This window comes from Phenylobacterium sp. FG114 (assembly GCF_057809855.1).
The window spans coordinates 139,873-164,599 of record NZ_JBMDKU010000010.1 but is presented as its reverse complement, the minus strand read 5'-3'; the positions used below and the strand labels follow the sequence as shown (position 1 = coordinate 164,599).

The window sequence follows — 24,727 nt, the reverse complement described above, 5'->3', positions numbered from 1 at the left end:
TCCTCCCAGGATGAGTTCTTTCGTTGCGGGACATTCCGGACTTTCGAACGCCGAGCGTCAAGGCTTCTGGGAGCGCCACCCGGCCGATGTGGCGGCCGACCTGATCGGCTGGGAGGTCCTCTTCCACGGCGTCGGCGGCCGCATCGTCGAGACCGAGGCCTATCACCACGAGGATCCCGCCTCGCACAGCTATTCCGGCCCCACCCCTCGCAACGAGGTGATGTTCGGCCCGCCGGCCCACCTCTACGTCTATCGCTCGTACGGCATCCACTGGTGCATGAACTTCGTCTGCTGGCGCGGGGCGCCCGGCGGCGCGGTGCTGATCCGCGCCCTGGAACCCACCGTCGGCCTGCTGGAGATGTCCGAGCGCCGCGGCCTCGCCGATCCCCGCGCCCTCTGCTCCGGGCCGGGCAAGCTGTGTCAGGCCCTCGCCGTCACCCGCGACCACAACGGCCTGCCGCTGGATCGCCCGCCGTTCGAACTCCGCCCCGGCCCCAGCGCGGGCGTCGTCGCCGGACCCCGCATCGGCATCACCAAGGCCGTCGAGGTCCCGTGGCGCTTCGGCGAGGCGGGATCCCGCTTCGTCAGCCGCCCCTTCCCGCAGCGCTGACCCGTCTGGGACTCCGGCCAAAAGCAAAAGGGCCGCCCAGAGGACGGCCCTTCGTACGCTTGCGTCGGTCCAGGATTACTCGGCGGCTTCCTTGGGCGCGTAGCCGAGCATGGCCTTGGTTTCCAGGAACTCGTGGAAGGCGTAGTCGCCCCACTCGCGCCCGTTGCCGCTCATCTTGTAGCCGCCGAACGGGGCCATCATGTCGCCGCCGCCGCCATTGATCGACACCTGGCCGGCGCGCAGCTTCGAGGCGACCTTGCGGGCCTTCTCGAGGTCGCCCGCCTGGACATAGGCGGCCAGGCCGTACTCGGTGTCGTTGCCGATATCGATGGCCTGCTCGACCGTGTCGTAGCCGAGGATCGACAGCACGGGGCCGAAGATCTCTTCCTTGGCGATGGTCATCTCGTTGGTGACGTTCGCGAAGACGGTGGGCTTCACATAGTAGCCCTTGTCGAGGCCTTCCGGACGGCCCGTTCCGCCGATCACGAGGGTCGCGCCCTCGTCGATGCCGGCCTGGATCAGCTTCTGGATCTTGTCGAACTGGGTCTTGTTCACCACCGGGCCGAGCTGGGCGTTGCCGTTCGGGTCGCCGACCGTGATCTTTTCGGCGGCTTCGCGGGCCACGGTGATCGCCTCGTCCATGCGCTTCTTCGGGACGAGCATGCGGGTCGGCGCGTTACAGGACTGGCCCGAGTTGGTCATCATGGTGGCCACGCCGCGGCCGACGCCCTTGGCGAACGCATCGTCGTCCAGGACGATGTTCGGGCTCTTGCCGCCCAGTTCCTGCGCCACGCGCTTCACGGTCGGGGCAGCCGCCTTGGCGACCTCGATGCCGGCCCGGGTCGAGCCGGTGAACGACACCATGTCGATCTCGGGATGGCTGGAGATCGCCGCGCCCACGGTAGGGCCGTCGCCCTGCACCAGGTTGAACACGCCGGCCGGCACGCCCGCGGCATGCATGATCTCGGCGAAGATCTGGCCCGAGAACGGAGCCACTTCCGACGGCTTCAGCACCATGGTGCAGCCGGTGGCGATGGCCGGGGCCACCTTGCAGACGATCTGGTTCAGCGGCCAGTTCCAGGGGGTGATGAAGCCGCAGACGCCGATCGGCTCCTTGACGATCATCGTCGGGCCGCGGTCCTCCTCGAACTTGAACGTCTTCAGCACCTCGGCGGCGGTGGCCAGGTGGGCCATGCCGATCGGCACCTGCGCCCGCTGGGCCAGGCTGGCCGGGGCGCCCATTTCCTCGGTCACCGCGGTGGCCAGGTCGCCGAAGCGCTTCTGGTACTCGGCGAGGATCCGGCCCAGGACCTCCAGGCGCTCCTCGCGGCTGGTCTGCGACCAGGTTTCGAAGGCCTTGCGGGCGGCCTTGGCGGCCTTGTCCACGTCGGCGGCCGAGCCCATCGCGATCTTGCCGACGGTCTCTTCCGTGGCCGGGTTCTCGACGTCCAGCGTCTTCAGGCCCTCGGCCGGATCGACCCACGCACCATCGATGTAGAATTTCAGGTACTCGCGCATAGACGTCCTCCTGGCGACCTTTGTCGTTAGCGGCTTAGGGCTTCCAGGCCCCGACCTTCAAACAATCATTTTAGTGATCGGCGTTCAGGTTGGAAGCCCTGACGCTACGAAAGAACTGGAAAGGCTGCGCCGAAAGGGCAACAGCTTTGCGACGGCCGCTTGCCCACGACGGCGCCCCTCGCTAAAGCCGGGCCACAGAGTTTTGGAGGCCCCATGAGCGGCATCTACATGATCCTCGTGTTCCTGGCGGTCATGGCGGCGCTGAACCGCTTCGAGTTCGGCCGCTTCGACTGATAGGGCGCCCCTGATGGCCGACCGCGGCGCAGCACTGGTGACGGGCGGCGCGCGGCGGATCGGCCGGGTGCTGGCGGCTACGGCGGCCGAGGCCGGCTACGACGTGGCCATCCACGTGCGCGCGATCGACGACGAGGCCGAGGCCGCCGCCGGCGAGGTGCGCCGGCACGGCCGCAAGGCCGCGATCTTCGCCTGCGACCTGCGCAAGGAAAGCGAGACCGTCGCCCTGGTCGGCCAGGCCGAGGCCGAGCTCGGGCCCGTGACCCTGCTGGTCAACTGCGCCTCGGTGTTCGAGGAAGACGCCTTCTCCGACATGAACCGCGCCTCGTGGGATCTCCACATGGAGACCAACCTGCGCGCGCCGCTGGTGCTGAGCCAGGTGTTCGCCCGCCGGCTGCCCGCCGGGCGCGAGGGCCTGATCGTCAACCTCCTGGACCAGCGGGTGCTGCGGCCGGGGCCGGAGTTCTTCTCGTACACGCTCTCGAAGGCCGCGCTGTGGGACGCAACCCGCATCCTGGCGCAGGACCTCGCGCCCAGGATCCGCGTCAACGGCATCGGGCCGGGCCCCACGCTGCAGTCGATCCACCAGGACGAGGCGGCCTTCCGCGCCGAGGCGGAAGCCACGTTGCTGGGCCGCTCGGTCCACCCGTCCGAGATCGGGGCCGCCCTGCGCTACCTGATCGACGCGCGCTCGGTCACCGGCCAGATGATCGCCGCCGATTCCGGGCAGCACCTCATATGACGGCGACCGTGCTCGTCACCTCGAAGGTCTTCGTCACCGGCGTCCAGGTCCAGGCCCAGATCGGCGTGTACAAGCACGAGATCGGCCGCGTGCAGCCCCTGGTGGTCGACGTGGAACTGGACGTGCCGACCGACGCGTCGGACCGGCTGGCCGACACGGTGAACTACGAGACGATCCTGGCCGCCGCCCAGGACCTCGCCGCACAGGGCCACGTCGACCTCGTGGAGACCTTCGCCCACCGTCTCGCCGAGCGCTGCCTGGCCGACCCGCGCGTCAGCCGCGCCCGGGTCCGTATCGAGAAGCCGCTCGCGCTGGCTCCGCACGCCGTCGGCGCCGGTGTGGAGATCGTCGTCGCCCGCGGGTGAGCAATTTGTAACGCGTATGCGGCTTTTCGTTACGCCGGAGAGGGTCCATCTCTAGTGCGCCCGCTGATGGGCGAGGGAGGAACCGAACCGACGATGACCGACCACGTGAGCTACGCCGCGAACGAAGACAAGACGATGCCGGCGGTCTGCTACGCGCTCTACCTGCTGGCGTTCGCCACCGGGATCACGGCCATCATCGGCCTGATCATCGCCTATGCCCAACGCTCCACCGCCGGCCCGGCGATGCAGAGCCACTACACCTTCCTGATCCGCACCTTCTGGATCACCCTCGTCCTGATGATCGCCGGTGGCATCCTGTTCGGCGTGGGCGCCCTGCTCTCCATCATCCTGATCGGCTTCCCGATCATGGGCGTGGCCTGGCTTGTCATGGGCGGCGCCGGCATCCTCTACGGCGTTCGCGCCGTGGTGGGCCTGGTGTTCCTGAGCCGCGGCGAAGCCTACCCCCGGCCCTATGCCGTGATCGCGTAGAGCAATCTCCCTCCCCTTCACGGGGAGGGACGATCCTTTAAGCCGCGACCAGCTCGCGGCGGACCAGCTTGGCGTAGTCGTCCATCAGGCTGAGGCTGATGTTGCCCGGGGTGAAGCTGTACTCGCCGATCTGCGAGACTGGCGTCACTTCGGCGGCGGTGCCGACCACGAAGCATTCGGTGAAGCCCGCCAACTCCTCCGGCTTGATGTGACGCTCGATAACCTCGAAGCCCTTCCCGCGGGCGAGCTTGAGAACCGTCTGGCGGGTGATGCCGTTCAGGAAGCAGTCGGGCGTCGGCGTATGGATCGCGCCGTCCTTGATGAAGAAGACGTTCGAGCCGGTGCTCTCGGCCACGTAGCCGCGGTAGTCGAGCATCATGGCGTCGGTGAACCCGTCCTTCTCCGCGGCGTGCTTGGAGATGGTGCAGATCATGTAGAGGCCGGTGGCCTTGGCGTGGACCGGCTCGGTCTCGGGGCTGGGGCGCTTGTACTTGGCCCAGCACATGCGGATGCCCTTGGCCTTCTCTTCCGGCGAGAAGTAGCTGGGCCAGTCCCACACCGCGATAGCCACGTGGATCTTGGTGTTCTGGGCCGAGACGCCGATCATCTCGGAGCCGCGCCAGGCGATCGGACGGACATAGGCGTCGGTCAGGCCGTTCTTGGCGCAGGTGTCCTTGCAGGCCTGATCGATCTGGGCCACCGTGAAGGGGATTTCGAAGTCCAGGATCCTCGCGGACTCGAACAGCCGCTCCGTATGCGCCGTCAGCTCGAAGATCTCGCCCCCGTACATCCGCTCACCCTCGAACACGGCCGACGCGTAATGCAGGCCGTGGGTGAGGACGTGCACCTTGGCCTCGCGCCACGGGACGAACTCGCCGTCGAGCCAGATCCAGCCGTCGCGGTCATCGAAGGGAACAAGCGCCATGGGGAGAAATCGTCCTTTCCAGTGCGCCCCTTGAACCGCCCCGGCCGCCCCGCGTCAAACAAATTGGGCCGCTCACCCAGCGTGAGGGCCGCATGAACACGCCCGCCGATCCGCGCCTGATCCTGCGCGAGGACGAGCTGGACGCCGGCCTCGAGCTGATGCTGCTGGCCGAGGCCTCGCTGTGGGCCGCCGTGGACCAGGGGCTGGAGGCCGAGAACCTGGGCCTGGGCCGTTCGCACTGGCGGGCCGCCTTCCTGCTGCGCCGCCGGCCCGGCATCGGGGTGCAGGAACTGGCCCACCTCACCAGCCTGTCGAAGCAGGCGGCAAGCCGGGTCCTCGTCGACCTCGCCGCCAAGGGTCTGGCGGAGAAGCAGGCCGGCGACGTGGACGGCCGCCGCCGTTCGGCCGTCCTAACCGCGCGGGGCGAGGCGTTCGAGTCCGCCATCAGCGAGCGCCTGCGCAGCCAGCTCACCCGCGCGTACCGCACCGGGGGACTGGACGGCGTGGCGGGCGCACGCGCCATATTGACGGCGATGGCCGGGGGCAGAATGCGCACACCCGGATCTGGCGGAGGTCGCCCATGAGCTTCTCGGACGCGCCGCCCAGGGCCCGGCACCTGCTGGTCGTCGACGACGACGACCGCATCCGCGACCTGCTCAAGGAATACCTGACCCGCGCCGGCTTCCGCGTCACCGCCGCGGCCGGCGGCGCGCCGGCCCGCCGGTTGCTGGCTACGCTCGATTTCGACCTCGCGGTCTTCGACGTGATGATGCCGGGCGAGGACGGCTTCTCGCTGACGAAGTGGCTGCGCGAGCAGCGGGGCACGCCGGGGCGGACGCCCGTGCTGATGCTCACCGCCAAGACCGAGGCCGGCGATCGCATCGAGGGGTTGAAGCTCGGGGCCGACGACTACCTGGGCAAGCCGTTCGAGCCTGAGGAACTGCTGCTGCGCATCGAGGCCATCCTGCGCCGCGCGGCGAGCGAGCCACAGCCCGCCGGCGGCGCGCTCTCGCTCGGCCGCTGCCTGTTCGATGCCGACCGCGGCGAGCTCACCTGCTCCGGCGAGGCCGTGCGCCTGACCGAGGCCGAGGTTTCGCTGCTGCGCCAACTCGCCCGCACGCCGCACGAGCCGGTCGACCGGCTGGAGCTGGCGCGCGGCTCGGTCGACCCGTCGGGCCGCGCCGTCGACGTCCAGGTCACCCGCCTGCGCCGCAAGATCGAGGACGATCCCAAGGCCCCCCGCTATCTCCAGACCGTGCGCGGCGTGGGATACCGCCTGGCGCCGGACTGATGAAACTCCCCTCCTCCACGCGCGTCTTCGTGCGCTGGCTGAAGCGGCGGCTGCCGGCCACGTTGTTCGCGCGGTCGATGCTGATCATCGTGCTGCCCGTGGCGCTGATGCAGATCGCCGTGACCTACGTCTTCTTCGACGCCCACTGGCAGACCGTCACGGCGCGCCTCTCCGAGGGCCTGGCGGGCGACATCGCCTGGGCGGTCGAGACCTACAAGGAGGACCCGACCCCCGCGAGCTTCGCCAAGCTGAGCGAGCGGGCGGAGGAGTCCATGGGCCTGTCCATCGCGCTGCAGCCCGGCCGCAGCCTGCCCCTTCGCCGGCGCGACCCGCCGGTGCTGCTGGAAGCCTTCTTCGCCCCCATCGACCGCTCGCTGGACCGCGCGCTTTCCGAGCGGCTGGACGCGCCGTTCTGGTTCGACACCACGCGCTATCCCGCCTACGTCGACATCCGCGTGGGCGTGCAGGGCGGGGTGATGCGCGTGCTCGCGCCGCGCGAACGGGCCTTCGCCACCCAGGGCCACATCTTCGTCCTCTGGATGACCGTGGCGACGGTGCTGCTGACCGCCATCGCCCTCCTCTTCATCCGCAACCAGGTGCGCGCCATCGAGCGGCTTGCCAACGCGGCGGAGGCCTTCGGGCGCGGCGCCGACGTGCCGGCCTTCAAGCCCCACGGCGCCAGGGAGGTGCGCGCCGCCGCCGCCGCCTTCCTCGACATGCGCGGCCGCATCCAGCGGCACATCGAGCAACGCACGGCCCTCCTCGCCTCGGTCAGCCACGACCTGCGCACGCCGCTGACCCGCCTGAAGCTCAGCCTGGCGCTGGCCGAGCAGAACAAGCGCACCGCCGACATGAAGCGCGACCTGGCCGAGATGGAGCACATGGTCGACGAGTACCTGGCCTTCGCCCGCGGTGAAGGCGGCGAGGCGACCGAGCCGGTGCTCATCCGTCCCCTGATCGACGCCGTCAGTGAGGGCGCGCGGCGCCTGGGCGCTCAGGTGACGGTCGCCGCCGATCCGGACCTCACCGCCACGGCGCGGCCCAACGCCCTGAAGCGGGCCTTGTCGAACCTGGTGATGAACGCCGCCGCGCATGGCGAGCACGTCGAGGTGGCCGCCCGCCGCGCGCCGAGCGGCGCGCTCGAGATCGTGGTCGACGACGACGGCCCCGGCATCCCGGCCGAGCAGCACGAGGAGGCGTTCAAGGCCTTCGCCCGCCTGGACGAGAGCCGCAACCAGAACACCAAGGGCGTGGGCCTGGGCTTGGCCATCGCCCGCGACGTCGCCCGCGGCCACGGCGGCGACATCGTGCTGGACCGCTCGCCCCTGGGCGGCCTGCGCGCGGTCGTGCGGCTTCCGGGCTAACGATGTTCATTCGCAGTTCACGGACGGTGGCGAAGCTTCGCCGCAAACAGATGGGGAGTCTCAAATGCGCGCTCTGATCCTGGCCGCCGGCCTCAGCCTCGCGGCCACCACGGCCTTGGCCGCCGACCCGGCCGAGGGCGAATGGCTCACCCAGGCCGGCACGGCGAAGGTGAAGATCGGCCCTTGCGCCGCCAAGGCCGACCGCCTGTGCGGCAATATCTCGTGGCTCAAGAACCCGGCCGACGCCAGGGCGACCGACAACAACAACCCCGATCCCAAGCTGAAGACCCGCACGATCCTGGGCCTGCCGATGATCCGCGACTTCAAGCAGGCCGCTCCCGGCAAATGGACGGGCGGCAAGATCTACGACCCCAACAGCGGCAAGACCTATGACAGCAAGCTCAGCATCAACGGCAACGGCACCCTGAAGGTCGAGGGCTGCATCCTGATGGTCTGCCAGGCCCAGACCTGGCGCCGGGGCTGAGGCGCGCGCCTACTCCCGCTTCAGCACGCCCTCGGTCAGCAGGTTGCCCCACATGTTGGTGCGAAAGTCCGCCTTCATGCCGGCCGGGTCGTACATCGGGCTCTCGACCCATTCGAGGAAGCTCATCCCCGCCGGCTCGCCTTCGGTGATGTAGCGGGCGAAGACGTAGTCCAGCACGCCGGTCTTGCCGTGCCGGATGTGCAGGTACTTGAACGACAGCTGCTCCATCGCCTCGCGGATCGTCTTGCCCTGCCGGAAGTGCATGTAGAACACGCTCATGATGCCCGCCCGGTCCGCGCCCGACTTGCAGTGCATCAGCGCCGGGTAGGTCAGCGTCTCGAACAGCCGCTTGGCGCCCAGCACCCGCTCGCGCGACGGCGCCTCGCGCGACGTGATCGTGAAGTTCACGAACTCCAGCCCAAGCCGCTCGCAGGCGTCCTTCTCCAGGGCGTGGAAGCTGGCGTCGAATCCGCCGCGCAGGTTGACGATCGTCTTGATCCCGCGCGCCTTCCACTCCGCGATCTGGTGCGGCCAGGGCTGGTTCGCCCGCACCAGCTCGTCGCTGATCCAGTGCGCATTGGAAAAGCCCAGCCGCAGGTAGGCGTGGTCGTTCCAGAGGTAGTCGAGGTAGGTCTTCGTCCGGCCCCACGGGCTGCCGAGGTCGAAGCCGGAAGGCTCGGTGGTCATCGCCGCTAGGTAGGCGAAAACCGCAGGCCATGCCACCGGTTGGGCCCAGCCGCGCGGGGCGACGGGACAAAAGTTGCGCCGCGTGTCGGAATGTCCGCCGTCCATCCGTCCTCGGCATACCGACAGCCTGGAGCCGCCCGATGCGCCCCACGATCTCCGCCTTCAAGGCCTCCCCCGACCGCGGGCGCGGCCTGGCGCGCGACATGCGGGTCCGCTGGGCGCTTGAGGAGGTGGGCCAGCCCTATGACGTCCGACTGCTGACCTTCGCCGAGATGAAGCAGCCTGCGCATCTGGCGCGCCACCCCTTCGGCCAGATCCCCACCTACGAGGAGGGCGACCTGGTCCTCTTCGAGTCGGGCGCCATCGTCTTCCATATCGCCGAGCGCCACCCCGGCCTGCTGCCCGCCGACCCCGACGCGCGAGCCCGCGCCGTCGCCTGGATGTTCGCCGCACTCGGAACGGTGGAGCCGCCGATCGTGGAGCGTTCGATGGCGGCGATGCTGGAACGCGACGAGCCTTGGTACGAGGCCCGCCTTCCGATGCTCGACCAAGCCGTCCGCGCCCGCCTGGGCCAGCTCGCCGATCACCTGGGCGACGCCGACTGGCTGGACGGCGCGTTCAGCGCCGCCGACATCCTGATGGTTCACGCCCTCCGCCGGCTGGGCTCCTCGGGCCTGCTGGCCGACCACCCGAACCTCGTCGCCTACATCGCCCGCGCCGAGGCGCGCCCCGCCTACCAGCGCGCCTTCGCCGCCCAGCTCGCGGTCTTCGAAGCCGCCTCGAAAGACTGATTGCATAATGCAATCAGTATGAATATAAGCCCCGATATCGCAGGCAGAAGGACGGTTCCATGATCACCGTGTACGGCGGACAGACCTCGCGATCGATCCGCGTCGTCTGGCTTCTCGAGGAGATGGGCCTGCCCTATCGCGTGCGGCAGGTGGACATGATGGCCAAGGAGCCGGACACCGAGTTCCTGGCGGTCAACCCGGCCAACTACATCCCGGCGATCACCGACGGCGAGGTCACCATGGTCGAGTCCATCGCCATCATGGAATACCTGCTGGGCCGCTACGGCCCGACGCCGCTGGCGCCGGCGCCCGGCGACCCCGCCTTCCCCGCCTACCAGCAGTTCCTCCACCTGGGCGAAGCCGGCCTCGCGACCCTGATGATGGTCCCGGTCGTCAGCGGCTTCATCGCCCCGGAGTCCGAGCGCGACAACTGGGGCGCCCGCTGGGCCCTGGAATGCATCGGCCGCCGCATGGACATCGTGCGCCGCCGCCTCGCCCAATCGCCCTACCTGGCCGGCGACCGGTTCACCGCCGCCGACATCTCGGTGAGCTACGCGCTGCACCTCGGGGGCAAGCACGCCGGGATCGCGCTCGGCGACCTGGAACGCGACTACCTCGCCCGCACCCAGGGCCGCGACGCCTACAAGCGCGCCTTGGAACGCTCCCACGAGGGCGTCCCCGCCTAGAGCGCGTCAGGGTTAAGTGGAAGCCGGTTAACCTGCCCGACGCGCTCTAAGCTTTGGATCCAGCAGCCGACCTTGTCACGCCCCGGCAACCGTGCGTTGCTTTGGGCGGAATGAGGGAGCTGGCAGGCATGATGAGGAACGCGCTCGGCCTAGCCTTAGGACTGGCGCTCGCGGCGCCGGCCGTGGCCGCGGCCCAGGACGAGGGCAAACCTCTCCTCAATCCCGACAACCTCGCCTGCGCCTCGGGCAAGCCCGGCGACATGCTGCCGGCCTGCACCCGCATCATCCAGGCCCAGAGCCGCACGCCTGTCGAACGGGCCATCGCGCTCCGCAACCGCGGCTTCGTCTATCAGCAGCGGGGCGACTGGGACCACGCCATCGCCGACTACGACGCCGCCCTTGAGCTCGGCCCCGCCGCCGCCCGCAGCGAGGGCGTCACGGCGCGCACCTACGTCAATCGCGGCATCGCCTACGCGGCCAAGGGCGACGACAACCGCGCCATCGCCGACTTCGGCGCGGCCGTCTCGACCGACCCCACGGTCGCCTCCGCCTATCTGAACCGCGCCGCGCTCGCCATGCGCCGTGGCGATAACGCCGGCGCCCTGGTCGACCTGGAGGACGCCGCCCGCCTCTCGCCCAACGACCCGGCGGTATTCGTCACCCGCGGCGTGCTGCGCAGCAACGCCGGCGACCTCCAGGCCGCGATCGACGACTTCTCGGCCGCCATCGCGCTCGACCCGAAGGACGCCACCGTCTGGCGCAACCGGGGCCTCGCCTGGCAGAAGGCCGGCGACGCCCGGCGCGCCGAGGCCGACGCCGCCCAGGCCCTGCGCCTCGATCCCCGGGTGGCGGGCGGCCATCGGGCACGCGGCGCCGCCCTGCAGGCCTTGGGTCGCCGCGACCAGGCCATCGCGGAATTTGGCCGCGCCATCGACCTCAACCCCACCGACGCCGAGCTCATCAAGATCCGCGGCGACGCCTATCTGGCCAAGGGCGCGCGCGACCTCGCCATCGCCGACTTCACCCGCGCCATCGCGCTCAACGCCAACTTCCGCGACGCCTACAACAACCGCGCCACCGCCTACATGCAGCAGGCGGACTGGGACCGCGCCATCGCCGACCTCGGCCGCGCTCTGACCATCGACCCGCGCTATGTCGACGCCCTCCTCAACCGCGCCCAGGCGCTGAAGGCCGGCGGCCGGACCTCACTGGCGCTGGCCGACTACAACCGGGTGATCGCCCTCGCTCCGAAACGCGCGGTCGCCTACCGCCACCGCGCCGCGATCAGCCAGGCCCGGGGCGACCACGCCGCCGCGATCGTGGACTATGACAAGGCCCTCGCCCTCGCCCCCGATGACGGGGCGGCGTGGCGCGGCCGTGGCATCTCCCAGCTGGCCCGGGGCCGCGCCGAGCTCGCCATCGCCGACCTTTCCGAGGCCATCGCCATCGACCCCAGCGACGCCCTGGCCTTCCGCCATCGCAGCATCGCCTACGCCGCGCGGCACGACCTCCGCCGCGGCAGCGCCGACGACGAAGCCGCCCTTCGCCTCGACCCGCGCCTCGCCAGGGCGAGCCGGCTCCAGCAGCCCTAGAGCGGCGCCGGCCGCCCCCTGGCGCACGACGTCGTGGCCTGACAACGTCCTCCCGAACGGATGGAGACGCGCCTATGCTCAAGGGGTCATGCCATTGCGGCGCGGCCGGCTGGACCCTGACCGGCGACCCCGGCCCGATCACGGCCTGCAATTGCACCCTCTGCCACAGGTACGGCGCGCTCTGGGCCTACGACTTCGAGGGCGAGCGCATCGCGATCGAGGGCGTGACATCCACCTTCCGCCGGGTCGGGAAGGCCGATCCCGCGCTCGAGATCGTGTTCTGCCCTGCCTGCGCGGGCGTGCTCGCCTGGCGCGGCCTGCGGCCCGAGGAAGACGGCCGCCGCCGCATGGCGGTCAACGTCCGACTCACCGACCTCGAAGCCGTGGCCCACCTCCCGATCGACCACTTCGACGGCCTCGACACCTTCGAGGACCTGCCCCCCGACGGCCGAACCGTCCGCGACCTCTGGGCCTAGCGCGCGGCCTCCGAGGCGCCGTGCCCCTAGCGGGCGTTGGTGCTCCGATCTCCTCTCCCCCCGCGAGGCGAGAGGGGAGAGGAGGTGTCGCCTTCACCCCACACTGACGTTGCCGACATCCGTTCATGGGGATGGCGGCGAAGATCGGCTCCCGACGCCGTTTCATCGACCGCGTCCGACCCATCACGGACATTCGCTAACCCGCTACCCTGCACCTCGAACTGAGTCGGAGGCGTCGATGGATCTTTCGGACGAGCGCTGGGCTAGCCTCCAGGGCGGCTACCGGCGGCCATATGACGTCAGGCCAGCGCTGAGACGGTTCGCTGGGGGCGACCCAGGTGTCTGGAAGGAGCTCTGGGATGAGTTGCACCACCAAGGCGACGTAGGCGAAGCCTCGTACGCCGCCGTACCAGAGTTAGTACGAGCCTACGCGGCGCACTCCCGACCGGACTGGAACGTGTACGCGCTGGCGGCCACCATAGAAGGGGCGAGGCATGGGGGAGCCAATCCGGAGCTCCCTGCCTGGCTGGCCGCCGACTACGATCTCGCATGGAAGGACCTTGAAGCCCGTGGTCTGGCGGACTGGCCGACAACGCGTGACCATGAGCTCGTGAGCAGCATCCTGGCCGTGCTCGCCCTCGCCAAAGGCAAACTCACGCTTGCTCGAATGGCCATGCTGACTGAGGACGAACGCGAGGAGATGCTCGCCGAAGCTGGGTGGGGCTGAGGCCAACGTCCGTAAGCCACCCCCTCCGCGAACTCCGGAACGTGCGTTATCGAGCGCCGCGGAGCCATCGATGCCGTCGACTCGGTGACCCTGTCATCCTCCCGTCCGACCCCCGATCAACGCCAGAACTCCACGCCCCGCTTGCCTTCCAATACGTTCGTACGTATTAATCCACCTCATGCCGCGCCCCTCCCTCAAACCCGACATTCTCCAGGCCGGCCTGCGCGTGATGTTCCGCAAGGGATTTCACGGCGCGGGCGTGCGCGACGTCGTGGCCGAGGCGGGGGTTCCCCAGGGGTCGTTCACCAATCACTTCCGCTCGAAGGAAGCCTTCGCGGGCGAGGTGCTCGACCTCTATTTCGAGCAGACGCTCCGGCTGGTGGCGGAGGCGCTGGATGACCCAAGCCTCACGCCCCGCGCGCGCCTTCGCCGCTACCTCGACATCATCACCGCCCGCCTCGCCCACGACGACTTCTCCCGTGGCTGCCTGATCGGCGACTTCAGCCTGGAGGTGGTTCAGGACAGCGAGGCGCTGCGCGAGCGCCTGCTGCGGATCTGGGAGATCTGGTTGCAGCCCTTCACCGATTGCATCGCCGAGGCCCAGGCGCTCGGCGAGATCGACGACCGCTTCGCCCCCGCCGACCTCGCGGAGTTCCTGATCGCCTCGTGGGAGGGCGCGATCCTGCGCATGAAGGTCGAGCGGAGCGCCGCGCCGCTGGAGCGCTTCAAGGCCATCGCCTTCGCCACCGTATTCAAAGAGGAGCCGTCCGATGCGACCTGACGCCGTCCTGCCCGAGGTGCGTGTGCTGGATACGACCATGGCCTACCGCGAAGCGGGAGCGGGCGACCCGGATCGGCCGGTCGTCCTGTTCCTGCACGGCAATCCGACCTCGTCCTTCATCTGGCGCAACATCCTGCCGGGCGTCGCGCCGGTCGCCCGGTGCCTGGCCCCGGACCTCGTGGGCTTTGGCCAGTCGGGCAAGCCGGACTGCGGCTATCGCTTCTTCGACCACGTCCGCTACCTCGACGCCTTCATCGCCGAGATGGGCCTGCCGTCGGCCTATCTGGTGGCCCAGGACTGGGGCACGGCGCTGGCGTTCCATCTGGCCGCACGCCGACCGGATTTCGTCCGTGGCCTGGTCTTCATGGAGTTCATCCGGCCCTTCGCCTGTTGGGACGACTTCCACCAATCGGACGCCGCGCGCGAGACCTTCCGCCGCTTCCGCACCCCGGGCGTCGGCGAGCGCCTGATCCTCGAAGACAACCTCTTCATCGAGCGGGTGCTGCCGGGCTCGGTCAAGCGCGCCCTGACCGGCGAGGAGATGGCGGCCTACCGCGCGCCGTTCCCCACTGCGGCCAGCCGTCTTCCGATCCTGCGCCTGCCCAACGAACTGCCGATCGCGGGCCAGCCCGCCGACGTGGCGGCGGCCCTGGCCGAGGCCCACCGGGCGCTGCGCGCCTCGCACTGTCCGAAGGTCCTGCTAACCGGCGACCCGGGCGCGCTCGTTTCGCCGACCTTCGCCCGGGCGTTCGCTGCGAACCTCCACAACATCGAGGTCGTCGAGCTCGGCCCCGGCGCCCACTATCTGCAGGAGGACCACCCCCAGGCGATCGCCGAAGCCACGGCGGCGCTGGTCCGCCGGACCGGGGCCCACGGGTCTGCGCCGCAGGTCTCGCACGTTCAGGCTTGACGGCGGCATTGTCGCATGTTCTCTTTTTGTTCATGTCCAACGAAGGCGACATGCGCGAGCGGCACGGCCGCGTCCTGGCGGAACTGGCCGAGGCCGGAATGGTCATGGTGCGCCGGCTGAGCGAGGCCATGCTCGCCACCGAGGACCTGCAGACCCAGGCGCAGTTGGGCCTGGCCTTCCACCGGGTGTCACGCGCCGTGCGTCAGACCATGGCGCTGGAGTTCCGCCTGACGCAGGAGCCGCGCCGCCCGACGCCTGCCGCCGCGACGGCCGGCGCCGCGCCCCAGCCCGGGGCCGGCCTCAGACGGGCGCCGCCGCCACGGGTGCGGCCGGAACGGACCGGCTGGGACGAATACGAATCCGACGACAGCGACGAACTGCTCGACGAACTCGACGAGCTCCTGGACGCCGAGGACCCTGACCTGGACGCCCTCCACGAGGCCGTCGAGGCCTGTATCGCGGGCATCCGCGACGATCTGGACGCGGCCGCGCCGCTGGCGGTGTGCGACACGCCGCCGTCGCCGGCCGCGCGCGAACCGCGCCTCCCCCTCCCCGGAGGCCCCGGCGACCGGCGATCCCGGCTGATGGGGGGCGCCGCGCTGGCGCGGCCGTCCCTGCCGCCGCTGCCGCCCCCTCCCGTCTCCCGACTCAGCTCCGCCTGACGACGGCTCGCCCTCAGGGGTGGAAACCGACGGTAGAGGCCGTCACAGTGTCGACGCTTCCCAAGGGAGACGTGACGATGCGCGTGGCGGGGCTCTCCGGCGATCTGGCGTGGTGGCGCGAGATCCGCGGTTCGACAGACGCGGATCCCGTCGTGCTGCGCGACCTCCTGCAGCGACTCCGCGACTGGAAGACCCAGCACGACGCGGATCGCGCGCAGCAGCCGGGTCCGTTCTTCAAGATGGTCTGGGACGGCATCTTCGCCGACGACGACAGCGATGTCGCCGAGGCCATCGCCGAGCTCGAACAGGCGCTGGGCGACGGCTAGGCGGCAGCTTCGCTTGACGCCGCCCTCGCAACATCCGATCCCAAGCCCATGAGCGAGCCGGCCCCGACGGAGCTTTCCGCCCGCGCCCTGATCGCACGGGTGGCGCGCATCTACATGGCGCCGCGCTGGAAAGGCTGGGCGACGGCGATGCTGGCCGCCGTGGTGGTGGCCTACTGCAGCGCCCGCCTAGTCCAGATCATCGAGCCCGCCACCAACGACCTTCTGGTGTTCAGGAAGCCCGGCGCGCTGCTCGTGCTCCCCTTAACCATCGCGGCCTTGGCGCTGGCGCGCACCGTCGCCCAGGTGGTCCAGGCGACCCTGGTCAACCGCATCGGCAACGCCGTGGTCGGCGACGTGCAGGTGCAGCTGTTCGGCAAGCTGGTCCGCGCCGACCTCGCCCACCTGCGCAGCCAGCACTCCGGCGCCTACGTTTCCTCCGTCCTCTACGACGCCGGTCTGATCCGCGAGGCCGCCACCGCCGGCGTCGTGAACTACACCCAGAACGCGCTGATCTTCCTGGGCGCCCTGATCGTGATGATCGGCAACGACTGGGTGCTCTCGCTGGTGTTGCTGGCCGCCGTGCCCCTCGCGGGCGCGATCATGCGCCGCTTCTCCAAACGCACGACCAAGGCCGCCAAGGGCGCCATGCAGGAGACTTCGGCGCTGTCGTCGGCGATCATGGAGAGCCTCGACGGCGTCCGGGTCGTGAAGCTGGAGAACCGCGAGGCGCACGAGGAGGCTCGGGTCGCGGAGGTGGTCCGCCGTCGCCAGTCGCACCTGACCAAGGGCGCCAACGCCCGGGCCCGCGCCGCGCCGGCCACCGAACTGCTGATGACCCTGATCGTGGCCATCGTCTTCGCCTACGCCGGCTGGCGCGCCCAGTCGGGCGAGATGAACGCCGGGGCCTTCTTCTCGTTCGTGGCGTCCCTGACCATGGCCAGCCAGGCCCTGCGCCAGCTCGCCAACCTGCAGACCGTGTTCGCCGAGGGCATGTCGGCGGCGCGCCGCCTGTTCGCCGCCCTGGATGTCGAACCCGAGGTTCGCGAGCGGCCAGGCGCCCAGCCCGTGGGCCAGGTGGACGGCCTGATCCGCTTCGAGGACGTGGGCTTCAGCTATGGCGGCGAAGGCCCGCCGGCGCTGGGCGGCGTCAGCCTGGAGGCCCGCCGCGGCGAGACCGTCGCCCTGGTCGGCCCTTCGGGCGGCGGCAAGAGCACCATCCTCAACCTGATCCCGCGCTTCTACGACGTCACCACCGGCCGGGTGACCCTGGACGGCCGCGACGTCCGCGACCTGGCCATCGCCTCGCTGCGCGACCAGATCGCGCTGGTCACCCAGGAGCCGTTCCTGTTCGACGACACGGTCCGCGCCAACATCGCCTACGCCCGCCCGGCGGCGACCCAGGCCGAGGTCGAGGAGGCGGCGAAGGCCGCCGCGGCCCACGACTTCATCGCCGCCCTGACCGACGGCTACGACAGCCTGGTCGGCGAGGCCGGCGCACGCCTGTCCGGCGGCCAGCGCCAGCGCATCGCCATCGCCCGCGCCTTCCTGAAGGACGCCCCGCTCCTGCTGCTGGACGAGGCCACCAGTGCGCTCGACACCGAGAGCGAGGCTCAGGTGCAGGCCGCCCTGAAGCGGCTGATGGCCGGCCGCACCACGATCCTCATCGCCCACCGCCTCTCCACCGTGCGCGGCGCCGACCGGATCTACGTCGTCGACAAGGGTCGCATCGTCGAGACCGGCGACCACGCCGGCCTGGTCAAGCAGCGCGGCCTCTACGCCCGCCTGGCGCAAAGTCAGGACCTGGAGGCGGAGCCCGTCGCGTGAAGGCCTTCCTGCGATCCGACGGCGTCCAGGCTTTCCTCGGCTGGGTGCTGGGAACCTACCTGCGGCTCGTGCTGCGCACCGTGCGCTGGCGGCACGAGAACGCGGCCTGCGTCGAGCCGGCGCTGGCCGACGACAGCAAGGGCGCGATCGCCCTCTTCTGGCACGGCCGCATCCCCCTCTGCCTGGCGACCGCGCCGCAGTGGTGGAGGAAGCGGACCAAGTGCCTGATCTCGCCTTCGGCCGACGGCGAGTTCATCGCCCGCGCGCTCGACATGTCGGGCTTCCCCGCCATCCGCGTCTCCTCGGCCAAGAAGGGCGATACCGCCAAGGCCCGCCAGGCCGTCGCCGCGATCCGCGAGGCCACCAACTGGGTGCAGGGCGGCGGCGCGCTGGTGGTCACCCCCGACGGCCCGCGCGGCCCCAACGAGGTGATCGCCGCCGGCTCGCTGCAGATCGCCAGGCGGTCCGACCAGCCGGTCTACCTCATGGGCATCGCCGCCAACCCCGCCTGGCAGATCGACTCGACCTGGGACAAGGTCATGTTCGCCGCCCCCTTCGGCCGCGGCGCAGTGGTCTGGGACGGCCCGCTACAGGTCCCCGCCGACGCCGACGACGCCGCCATCGCAGCGCTGATCGAAGACTGGTCAACTCGCCTGTCGGCGGCCACCCGCCGCGCCGAGGCGCTGGTCGGCCGGATTGATCGTCGGGTCGGTCGGTGAGACATAGGCCCTGAATGGCCCACGACGCGCACGATCACTCCAGGCACGACCATGACCACCACGACGGTCATGCCCATGCGCACGACCATGGCCACGGGCACAGCCATGCCGGCGGCCACCATCACCACGCGCCCGCCAACATGGGCCGCGCCTTCGCCATCGGCGTCGTCCTCAACACCGCCTTCGTCGCCGCCGAGGTCGCCGCCGGCCTTTGGACCGGCTCGCTCGCCCTGCTGGCGGACGCCGGCCATAACCTGTCGGACGTGCTCTCGCTGCTGCTGGCCTGGGGCGCGACGATCCTGGCCCGCCGCGCGCCGGCCGGCCGCCGCACCTACGGCCTGCGCAAGGGCACCATCCTGGCGTCCCTCGCCAACGCCATCCTGCTGCTGGTCGCCGTCGGCGCCATCGTCTCCGAGGCGGCGCACAGGTTCCGCGAACCCGCGTCGATCGACTCCGACATCGTCATGCTCACCGCCGGCTTGGGCGTGCTGATCAACGGCGCCACCGCCATGCTGTTCATGCGCGGCAGCCACGACGACCTGAACGTCCGCGGCGCCTTCCTGCACATGGCCGCCGACGCCGGCGTTTCGCTGGCCGTGGTCGCCGGCGCCTTCGTCATGGCCCGGACCGGCCTGCTCTGGGTCGATCCGGCGCTCAGCCTGGTCATCGCCGTGGTCATCGTTCTTGGCACCTGGGGCCTGCTGCGCGACTCGATGGACCTCGCCATGGATGCGGCCCCGCGCGGCATCGACGTGGACAAGGTCCGCGCCTACCTCGCCGGCCTGCCCGGCGTCGAGGGCGTCCACGACCTGCACGTCTGGGCGATCTCCACCACCGAGACGGCGATGACCGCCCACATCCTGCGGCCGGCGAACGCCGACGGCGACGGCTTCCTGCATCAGGCCTGCGAGGGCCTCGAGAAGCGCTTCCGCATCGGCCACGCGACCCTGCAGGTCGAGACCGACGCCGCCCGCACCTGCCGCCTCGCCCCCGCCGAGGTGGTGTGATCACCCTTCCGCTCGCGCTCTATGGCGCAGCCACAGGCCTGCTGGAGCCGTTCGCGCCCTCGATCCTCCGCGGCCGCGCCCGCCGCGGCAAGGAGGACCTCGCCCGCCTGGGCGAGCGCCTGGGCCACACCGAGGCGTCCCGGCCACAGGGTTCGCTCGTCTGGCTACACGGCGTCAGCGTCGGCGAGGCCATGTCGCTGCTGCCGCTCGTCACGGCCCTGCGCGCCCGACGACCCGACCTGCGGCTGCTGGTGACCTCCGGCACCGTCACCGCGGCCGAGATGCTGGCCAGGCATCTGCCCGGCGGCGTGACGCACCAGTTCGCGCCGGTCGACGGCCCCGCCGCAGTGGGCCGCTTCCTCGACCACTGGCGGCCGTCGCTGGGCGTCTTCGTCGAGAGCGAGCTGTGGCCCAACCTGATCCTCCAGGCGAAGGCGCGCGGCGTGCGCCTGGCCCTGATGTCGGCCCGGATGCGGCAGTCGAGCGCCGAGCGCTGGGCGAAGTGGCCGGCCTCGGCCCGCGCCCTGGTCGGCGCCTTCGACCTCGCCCTGCCGCAGGACGAGGCCACCGAAGCCCGCCTTCGACGGCTGGGCGCGACGCCGGGCCCGCGCCTGAACCTCAAGCTGCTGGGAGAGCCCCTGGCCGTCGACGAGGCCGAGCTCGGCCGCATGCGCGCCGCCGTCGCCGGCCGCAAGGTGGTGCTGGCCGCCAGCACCCATCCCGGCGAGGAGCCCATCGTCGCCGACGCCTTCCGCGAGACCGGCCGCGAGGACGCCCTGCTGGTCGTCGCCCCCCGCCATCCCGAGCGCGGCCCCGACATCGCCCGCGATCTCGCCGCCCCGCGCCGCGGCGCTGGTGAGGACCCGACCGGACCGGTCTACATTGCGGACACGCTGGGCGAGCTCGGCCTGTTCTTCCGCCTGGCCGAGGTGGTGGTGATGGGCGGAAGCTTCGTCCCGGGCGTCGGCGGCCACAACCCGCTGGAGCCAGCGCGCATCGGCCGTCCGATCCTGACCGGCCCGCACGCTTTCAATGCGACCGATCTCTACGCCGCCCTCTTCGCCGAGGCCGCGGCGATCGAGGCGGCGGACGGCGCGGCGCTGGCCCGCCATCTCCGCGGCCTCCTGGCCAACCCCGTCATCGCCCGCCGCATGGGCGAGGCCGCCTTGGCGTACGCGAGCCGGCAGGGCGCCGCCCTGGACCAGGCGATGGCCATGCTCGAGCCCCTGCTGCCCGCATGAAGCTCAGCACGCCCCGCTGGTGGTACACGCGCGACGGCAAGACCGGCGCGATCGCCCGCCTGCTGCTGACGCCCGTCTCCTGGATCTGGGCCGCCGTCACCGCGCGCCGGATCGCCAAGGGTCGGCCCGTCGATCCCGGCGTTCCGGTCATCTGCGTCGGCAACCTCACGATGGGCGGAACCGGCAAGACGCCGGTCGTCCGCGAGATCGCCCGGCGTCTGGACGGCGTGGTCCTCTCGCGTGGCTATGGGGGATCGCTGGAAGGCCCCGTCCAGGTCGACCCTGCCCGCCATGGCGCAGCCGACGTCGGGGACGAGCCGTTGATGCTGGCGCAGGGTCTCACCGTCTGGGTTTCGCGCGACCGCGCCGCCGGCGCCCTGGCGGCGGCGAAGGCCGGCGCCAAAGCCATCGTCATGGACGACGGCCACCAGAACCCGTCGGTCCGCAAGACCCTGTCGCTGATCGTCGTCGACGGCGAGACGCGCGAGGACGAGTGGCCGTTCGGCGACGGCCGCGTCTTTCCCGCCGGTCCCATGCGCGAGCCGCTGAAGGTGGGACTGGCCCGCGCAGACGCGGCGATCATCCTGCTGCCAGCCGATATGGACGCGCCCGATCCCGACCTGCTGCGGGCCTTGTCCGCCATCTCCGTCCTCGTCGCCCGCCTCGCGCCAGCCGCGCCGCCGCCAACCGGCCCGCAGGTGGGCTTCGCGGGCGTCGGCAAGCCCTGGAAGGTCGAGCGCGCTCTGCAGGCCGCCGGCTGCGAGCTGAAGGACTTCTGGCCCTTCCCCGACCATCACGCCTACGACGAGCCCACGCTGCGCCGCCTGGCCGACCGCGCGCGGCAGTTCGGCGCCGGCCTGGTCACCACCGAGAAGGATTGGGCTCGCCTGCCTGCATCCTGGCGCGACCGCGTGGCGGCCTGGCCGGTCCGGACGGTCTTCGAGGACGAGGCCGCCCTCGACGCCCTCCTGGCGCGCTAGCCGCCGCGCGGCGGTTCCTTCTCCCAGAACCGGCGGAAGGCGCCGCGCGGATCGTTCTCCACCCGCGTCTCGTCGCCGAACACGAGGGTGGCCCGCTCCGGAACCTTGTAGCTCGGCCAGTTGGGGATGAGCTTGTTGTTCGGATCGCCGGTGGCGGCGAAGGCGATCCACGCCGACGAGAGCTGGTCGGTCAGGCGGATGCTGTCCGGCCCAGTCTCGTTCAATCCGCCTCGTACGTCGTGAAGGCTGGGCCCGACGTCGCTGCCGTGCGGCGCGCCGTAGCGGCCGCCATAGGCCGGGCTGGGATGCGTCCAGTAGTAGCTCCACACCGGCGCTTGGCCCTGCGCCGCCTTGCGTTCGGCCTGGGCCAGCGCGCCCTTACGGAACGTCTCGTCGCTGTCGAACCGCGCCTGCAGCACGAACGGCGTCGCCTTGGGATCGTCCTGCCGGTACAGGGCCAGCACCTCGTCCGCCCGGCCCTCGCCCACCCGCCGGGCGATGAAGGCTCGCAGGCCCGCCTCGTCGAGGTTGAAGTTGCCCATCCGATACGACCGCTCGTCGATTACGGTCGAGACGATCATCGGCACATCGGCCGATACCGTCGGCGCCCCCGGATCGAACGGATGGCCCGGCAGCACGACGCCGTCGATCGACGGCGAGAACGAACGCGGCGCCTCGCCCTTGGCGCGGTCCGCCGCCTCCATGGTGGCCTGCGCCGCCAACAGGGTCTCGTAGGGCAGCGCCTGGAGCTTGCCCGTGTCGGTCTTGGTCAGGCCGAGCTGCTTCAGGAACGCCGCCGCGCCCGCCTGCGCCTGCTCCGCCGAGGCCAGCCGCAGCGTCGAGCCGCTCATGACGCCGGCGCGATGGAACAGCCCCTTGGCCGACGGCATCGACATCAGGATGCTGGTCTTCGCCCCGCCGCCGGACTGGCCATAGACCAGCACCCGGTTGGGATCGCCACCGAAGCCCTCGATGTTGGCCTTCACCCAGGCTAGGGCGGCGATGATGTCCATCATCCCGACCGTGCCCGATCGCGCGAAGGCCGGCCCCGCGTCGGCCAGGTTCAGGTAGCCGAACGCGCCCAGGCGATGGTTGATGGTGATGACCACGCAGTCGCCGAAGCGCGCCATCGCCTCGCCGTCGAAGCCCGGCGAGTTGCCCGACCCGCCGTAGAAGCCGCCGCCGTGGAGGTGCACCAGGACCGGCCGTTTGGCGCTGCGATCCAGCTTCGTCGACCAGATGTTGAGGACCAGGCAGTCCTCACCCATCCCGCCGGGCTGGATGTCGAACATGATCAGGCCGCCATAGGCGTTCTGGCGGCTGTTGGGCATCTGCGGCGCGACCTGGCCGTGAGCGTAGGCGTTGCGCACCCCCGCCCACTTGGGCGGCGGCTGGGGCGGCATGAAGCGGTTACGTCCGGAAGTGTCGTACCCGTAGCGTACGCCCTTGAACATGCTGACGCCGCCGGCCGTCATTCCCCGCAGCTTGCCCTGGGCGGTTTCGACCACCGGGAAGAGCGCCTCCTGCGATACCGCCCATGACGAGCGCGGCAGGGCGAGGGCACCCGCCGCCAGCGAAGCCCCGGCCAGGACGGCCCGACGCGTGTGGCTCATCTGCTGTCTCCTAGCGATCGACGCGGATGACCGGCAGGCCGGCCAGCGCCGCCCGCTCGTCGTCGCGCCAGTGGTGGGCCAGTCGCGGCTGCGGCTCGAACAGCATCGCCGCGTGGTCGGTCGCGCCGTAGGCGGGCCATTGCGGGACCGCCGGGTTGTTGGGGTTGCCGGTGCGGGCGAACGCGATCCAGGTCGAGGCCATGGCGGCCGCCACCTCGGCCGTGCCGGCCACCGCGCCCTTCGGCGGATTGTCGAACACCAGCGGCACGTCCATCGCATGCGGCGAACGCATCCGGGCCGACTCGTCGAAATGGAGTTCGTACATCCATACCGGCGCGGCTCCCTGCGCCGCCTTGCGGTCGGCGAGCGCCCACGACTGCTTGCGCACCCGCAGGTCCGTCGTGATCGCGAAGAACAGGTCGCTGGGTGTGGCCTTGGGATCGGCCTTCTGGAACGCCACGATCACCGCCTCCATGTCGGCGCCCGCCAGCCAGGAGGCCAGTTTGGTCCGCAGGCTCGCGGCGTCGAGGTCGAAGGTCGAGGGATCGGATGCGCCGACCAGCAACGTCGTCTCCGTTCGGGTCGAGCCGATCAGCACCGGAACCTTGGCGGAGACTGCCGGCGCGCCGTCCAGCCAGGGATGCGCCGGCAAGGCGCGGCCGTCCATGACCGGGCTATAGCTGGCGGGCTTGCGGCCTGGCGTGCGCTGCGCAGTGATGATGGCGCCCAACAGCGCGTCCACCGGCGCCTGCTGCAGCTTACCGACGTCGCTCACATCCAGCGCCTTCATGACCAGGCGCGCATTCTCGGTCGCCTCGTCCCTGCCCAGGCCGGTGAGGTGCGCGCCGCTCTGCACGATGGCGCGGTGGAACAGGCCCTTGGCCGCAGGCATGCCCATCAGCACGCTGACCTTCGCCCCGCCTCCGGACTCGCCGAAGATGGTGACATTGCCCGGGTCGCCGCCGAACGCGGCGATGTTCTGCTTCACCCACTTCAGCGCCTGGACAATGTCGAGCATGCCGGCGTTGCCAGAATCCGCGAACGCGGCGCCGCCAAGCTCGGCGAGGTACAGGAACCCGAAGGCGCTCAGCCGGTGGTTCAGGGTCACCACCACCACATCGCCGCGTTCGGCCAGGCGGGTCCCGTCCGTCGAGGGCCACGATCCGGTCCCGGCGCTGAACCCACCGCCGTGCAGCCACACCATGACTGGCCGGCGCTTGCCGTCCGCCAGCCCGCGTGTCCAGACGTTGAGGAACAGGCAGTCGTCGCTGATCGGTTGATCGTTGAGCGGGCTGCGTGGACGCCCGGCCGCTGCCAGCGCCGCCGGCTGGCCTTGCGGCGACGAGGCTCCGAAGGCCAGGGCGTCGCGCACGCCGGTCCAGGCCTTCGCTGGCTGCGGGGGGCGAAAACGCCCGGCCCCGGCGGTGGAAGCACCGTAGGGCACGCCCTTGAACACCGCGACCTCGCGGTTCCAGGCGCCGCGAAGCTTGCCCGAGGCCGTGTCCGCGACGGGGGCGCCCGGGGCGGCGCGGGCTGGCACGCCACCCAGCGCCCATCCGCCCACTGTAGCCGAAACGCCGGCCAGCAAGGCCCGACGGTCATAGGTCATGGCGCCCCTCCCGC

At 70.7% G+C, this 24,727-nt stretch carries 28 protein-coding genes; 23 read left to right on the top strand and 5 right to left on the bottom strand.

Annotated features, from left to right (window positions below; all coding sequences use genetic code 11):
• Nucleotides 1-10 precede the first annotated feature (10 nt).
• Nucleotides 11-610 (top strand): DNA-3-methyladenine glycosylase, encoded by a 600-nt coding sequence (locus ACODSY_RS17810; protein WP_488953139.1) that lies wholly within the window; start codon nucleotides 11-13, stop codon nucleotides 608-610.
• 75 nt (nucleotides 611-685) lie between these two features.
• Here the strand turns inward: ACODSY_RS17810 and ACODSY_RS17805 are convergent, their stop codons facing one another.
• The gene (locus ACODSY_RS17805) at nucleotides 686-2,128 is read right to left on the bottom strand and encodes an aldehyde dehydrogenase family protein (protein WP_488953137.1); all 1,443 of its coding nucleotides are present in this window, start codon (nucleotides 2,126-2,128) and stop codon (nucleotides 686-688) included.
• Between the two features lie 159 nt (nucleotides 2,129-2,287).
• Between ACODSY_RS17805 and ACODSY_RS17800 the strand changes: the two genes are divergently transcribed.
• The 4 genes from ACODSY_RS17800 (at nucleotide 2,288) to ACODSY_RS17785 (ending at nucleotide 4,018) form a co-directional block, all read left to right on the top strand.
• Nucleotides 2,288-2,422 carry a hypothetical protein gene (locus ACODSY_RS17800; RefSeq protein ID WP_488953136.1) on the top strand — a complete coding sequence of 45 codons (135 nt, stop codon included), beginning with the start codon at nucleotides 2,288-2,290 and terminating at the stop codon, nucleotides 2,420-2,422.
• Between the two features lie 13 nt (nucleotides 2,423-2,435).
• A complete protein-coding gene (locus tag ACODSY_RS17795; protein ID WP_488953135.1) occupies nucleotides 2,436-3,164 on the top strand; it encodes an SDR family oxidoreductase in 729 nt (242 codons plus the stop codon).
• Nucleotides 3,161-3,529, top strand: coding sequence for a dihydroneopterin aldolase (gene folB, locus ACODSY_RS17790; RefSeq protein ID WP_488953134.1), 369 nt, complete (start codon nucleotides 3,161-3,163; stop codon nucleotides 3,527-3,529). Before ACODSY_RS17795 ends, folB begins: the two co-directional genes overlap by 4 nt.
• A 93-nt stretch (nucleotides 3,530-3,622) precedes the next feature.
• Nucleotides 3,623-4,018, top strand: a complete 396-nt coding sequence (locus tag ACODSY_RS17785; protein ID WP_488953133.1) for a DUF4870 family protein — start codon at nucleotides 3,623-3,625, stop codon at nucleotides 4,016-4,018.
• Between the two features lie 37 nt (nucleotides 4,019-4,055).
• Here ACODSY_RS17785 and ACODSY_RS17780 read toward each other — a convergent pair whose 3' ends face one another.
• The gene (locus tag ACODSY_RS17780; RefSeq protein ID WP_488953132.1) at nucleotides 4,056-4,943 is read right to left on the bottom strand and encodes a branched-chain amino acid aminotransferase; all 888 of its coding nucleotides are present in this window, start codon (nucleotides 4,941-4,943) and stop codon (nucleotides 4,056-4,058) included.
• 92 nt (nucleotides 4,944-5,035) lie between these two features.
• Between ACODSY_RS17780 and ACODSY_RS17775 the strand changes: the two genes are divergently transcribed.
• The 4 genes from ACODSY_RS17775 to ACODSY_RS17760 all read left to right on the top strand — a co-directional run bounded on the left by ACODSY_RS17775 (nucleotide 5,036) and on the right by ACODSY_RS17760 (nucleotide 8,082).
• Entirely contained in the window at nucleotides 5,036-5,527 is a 492-nt protein-coding gene (locus ACODSY_RS17775; protein WP_488953131.1) for a MarR family winged helix-turn-helix transcriptional regulator, read from the top strand.
• Nucleotides 5,524-6,234, top strand: coding sequence for a response regulator (locus tag ACODSY_RS17770; protein WP_488953130.1), 711 nt, complete (start codon nucleotides 5,524-5,526; stop codon nucleotides 6,232-6,234). The genes ACODSY_RS17775 and ACODSY_RS17770 overlap by 4 nt, the downstream gene beginning before the upstream one ends.
• Nucleotides 6,234-7,598: a sensor histidine kinase gene (locus tag ACODSY_RS17765; protein WP_488953128.1), complete on the top strand. Its 1,365-nt coding sequence runs from the start codon at nucleotides 6,234-6,236 to the stop codon at nucleotides 7,596-7,598. Before ACODSY_RS17770 ends, ACODSY_RS17765 begins: the two co-directional genes overlap by 1 nt.
• Nucleotides 7,599-7,662: 64 nt before the next feature.
• Nucleotides 7,663-8,082 (top strand): DUF2147 domain-containing protein, encoded by a 420-nt coding sequence (locus tag ACODSY_RS17760; RefSeq protein ID WP_488953127.1) that lies wholly within the window; start codon nucleotides 7,663-7,665, stop codon nucleotides 8,080-8,082.
• 9 nt (nucleotides 8,083-8,091) lie between these two features.
• Here the strand turns inward: ACODSY_RS17760 and ACODSY_RS17755 are convergent, their stop codons facing one another.
• A complete protein-coding gene (locus ACODSY_RS17755; RefSeq protein ID WP_488953126.1) occupies nucleotides 8,092-8,769 on the bottom strand; it encodes a protein tyrosine phosphatase family protein in 678 nt (225 codons plus the stop codon).
• Between the two features lie 140 nt (nucleotides 8,770-8,909).
• On the opposite strand from ACODSY_RS17755, the gene ACODSY_RS17750 reads away from it, so the two are divergent.
• The 14 genes from ACODSY_RS17750 to lpxK all read left to right on the top strand — a co-directional run bounded on the left by ACODSY_RS17750 (nucleotide 8,910) and on the right by lpxK (nucleotide 21,491).
• Nucleotides 8,910-9,560, top strand: coding sequence for a glutathione S-transferase family protein (locus tag ACODSY_RS17750; protein WP_488953125.1), 651 nt, complete (start codon nucleotides 8,910-8,912; stop codon nucleotides 9,558-9,560).
• A gap of 59 nt (nucleotides 9,561-9,619) precedes the next feature.
• Nucleotides 9,620-10,246, top strand: coding sequence for a glutathione S-transferase family protein (locus ACODSY_RS17745; RefSeq protein ID WP_488953124.1), 627 nt, complete (start codon nucleotides 9,620-9,622; stop codon nucleotides 10,244-10,246).
• Nucleotides 10,247-10,374: 128 nt separating this feature from the next.
• A complete protein-coding gene (locus ACODSY_RS17740; RefSeq protein WP_488953123.1) occupies nucleotides 10,375-11,838 on the top strand; it encodes a tetratricopeptide repeat protein in 1,464 nt (487 codons plus the stop codon).
• 74 nt (nucleotides 11,839-11,912) lie between these two features.
• Entirely contained in the window at nucleotides 11,913-12,314 is a 402-nt protein-coding gene (locus tag ACODSY_RS17735) for a GFA family protein (protein ID WP_488953122.1), read from the top strand.
• 238 nt (nucleotides 12,315-12,552) lie between these two features.
• Nucleotides 12,553-13,041, top strand: a complete 489-nt coding sequence (locus tag ACODSY_RS17730) for a hypothetical protein (RefSeq protein ID WP_488953121.1) — start codon at nucleotides 12,553-12,555, stop codon at nucleotides 13,039-13,041.
• A gap of 178 nt (nucleotides 13,042-13,219) precedes the next feature.
• Entirely contained in the window at nucleotides 13,220-13,822 is a 603-nt protein-coding gene (locus ACODSY_RS17725; RefSeq protein WP_488953119.1) for a TetR/AcrR family transcriptional regulator, read from the top strand.
• Nucleotides 13,812-14,732, top strand: coding sequence for a haloalkane dehalogenase (locus tag ACODSY_RS17720; protein WP_488953118.1), 921 nt, complete (start codon nucleotides 13,812-13,814; stop codon nucleotides 14,730-14,732). The genes ACODSY_RS17725 and ACODSY_RS17720 overlap by 11 nt, the downstream gene beginning before the upstream one ends.
• Nucleotides 14,733-14,764: 32 nt before the next feature.
• Nucleotides 14,765-15,394 (top strand): hypothetical protein, encoded by a 630-nt coding sequence (locus tag ACODSY_RS17715; protein WP_488953117.1) that lies wholly within the window; start codon nucleotides 14,765-14,767, stop codon nucleotides 15,392-15,394.
• A 77-nt stretch (nucleotides 15,395-15,471) separates the two neighbouring features.
• The gene (locus ACODSY_RS17710; protein ID WP_488953116.1) at nucleotides 15,472-15,720 is read left to right on the top strand and encodes a hypothetical protein; all 249 of its coding nucleotides are present in this window, start codon (nucleotides 15,472-15,474) and stop codon (nucleotides 15,718-15,720) included.
• A gap of 48 nt (nucleotides 15,721-15,768) precedes the next feature.
• The gene (locus ACODSY_RS17705) at nucleotides 15,769-17,544 is read left to right on the top strand and encodes an ABC transporter ATP-binding protein (RefSeq protein WP_488953114.1); all 1,776 of its coding nucleotides are present in this window, start codon (nucleotides 15,769-15,771) and stop codon (nucleotides 17,542-17,544) included.
• Nucleotides 17,541-18,263 carry a lysophospholipid acyltransferase family protein gene (locus ACODSY_RS17700; RefSeq protein WP_488953112.1) on the top strand — a complete coding sequence of 241 codons (723 nt, stop codon included), beginning with the start codon at nucleotides 17,541-17,543 and terminating at the stop codon, nucleotides 18,261-18,263. The genes ACODSY_RS17705 and ACODSY_RS17700 overlap by 4 nt, the downstream gene beginning before the upstream one ends.
• A 14-nt stretch (nucleotides 18,264-18,277) precedes the next feature.
• Entirely contained in the window at nucleotides 18,278-19,270 is a 993-nt protein-coding gene (locus tag ACODSY_RS17695) for a cation diffusion facilitator family transporter (protein WP_488953111.1), read from the top strand.
• Nucleotides 19,267-20,511, top strand: a complete 1,245-nt coding sequence (locus ACODSY_RS17690; RefSeq protein ID WP_488953110.1) for a 3-deoxy-D-manno-octulosonic acid transferase — start codon at nucleotides 19,267-19,269, stop codon at nucleotides 20,509-20,511. The genes ACODSY_RS17695 and ACODSY_RS17690 overlap by 4 nt, the downstream gene beginning before the upstream one ends.
• Nucleotides 20,508-21,491 (top strand): tetraacyldisaccharide 4'-kinase, encoded by a 984-nt coding sequence (lpxK, locus tag ACODSY_RS17685; protein WP_488953109.1) that lies wholly within the window; start codon nucleotides 20,508-20,510, stop codon nucleotides 21,489-21,491. Before ACODSY_RS17690 ends, lpxK begins: the two co-directional genes overlap by 4 nt.
• Here the strand turns inward: lpxK and ACODSY_RS17680 are convergent.
• Both ACODSY_RS17680 and ACODSY_RS17675 read right to left on the bottom strand, forming a co-directional pair.
• Nucleotides 21,488-23,104 (bottom strand): carboxylesterase/lipase family protein, encoded by a 1,617-nt coding sequence (locus ACODSY_RS17680; protein WP_488953108.1) that lies wholly within the window; start codon nucleotides 23,102-23,104, stop codon nucleotides 21,488-21,490. The genes lpxK and ACODSY_RS17680 overlap by 4 nt on opposite strands.
• A gap of 10 nt (nucleotides 23,105-23,114) precedes the next feature.
• Nucleotides 23,115-24,713, bottom strand: coding sequence for a carboxylesterase/lipase family protein (locus ACODSY_RS17675; protein WP_488953107.1), 1,599 nt, complete (start codon nucleotides 24,711-24,713; stop codon nucleotides 23,115-23,117).
• Nucleotides 24,714-24,727: the final 14 nt, after the last annotated feature.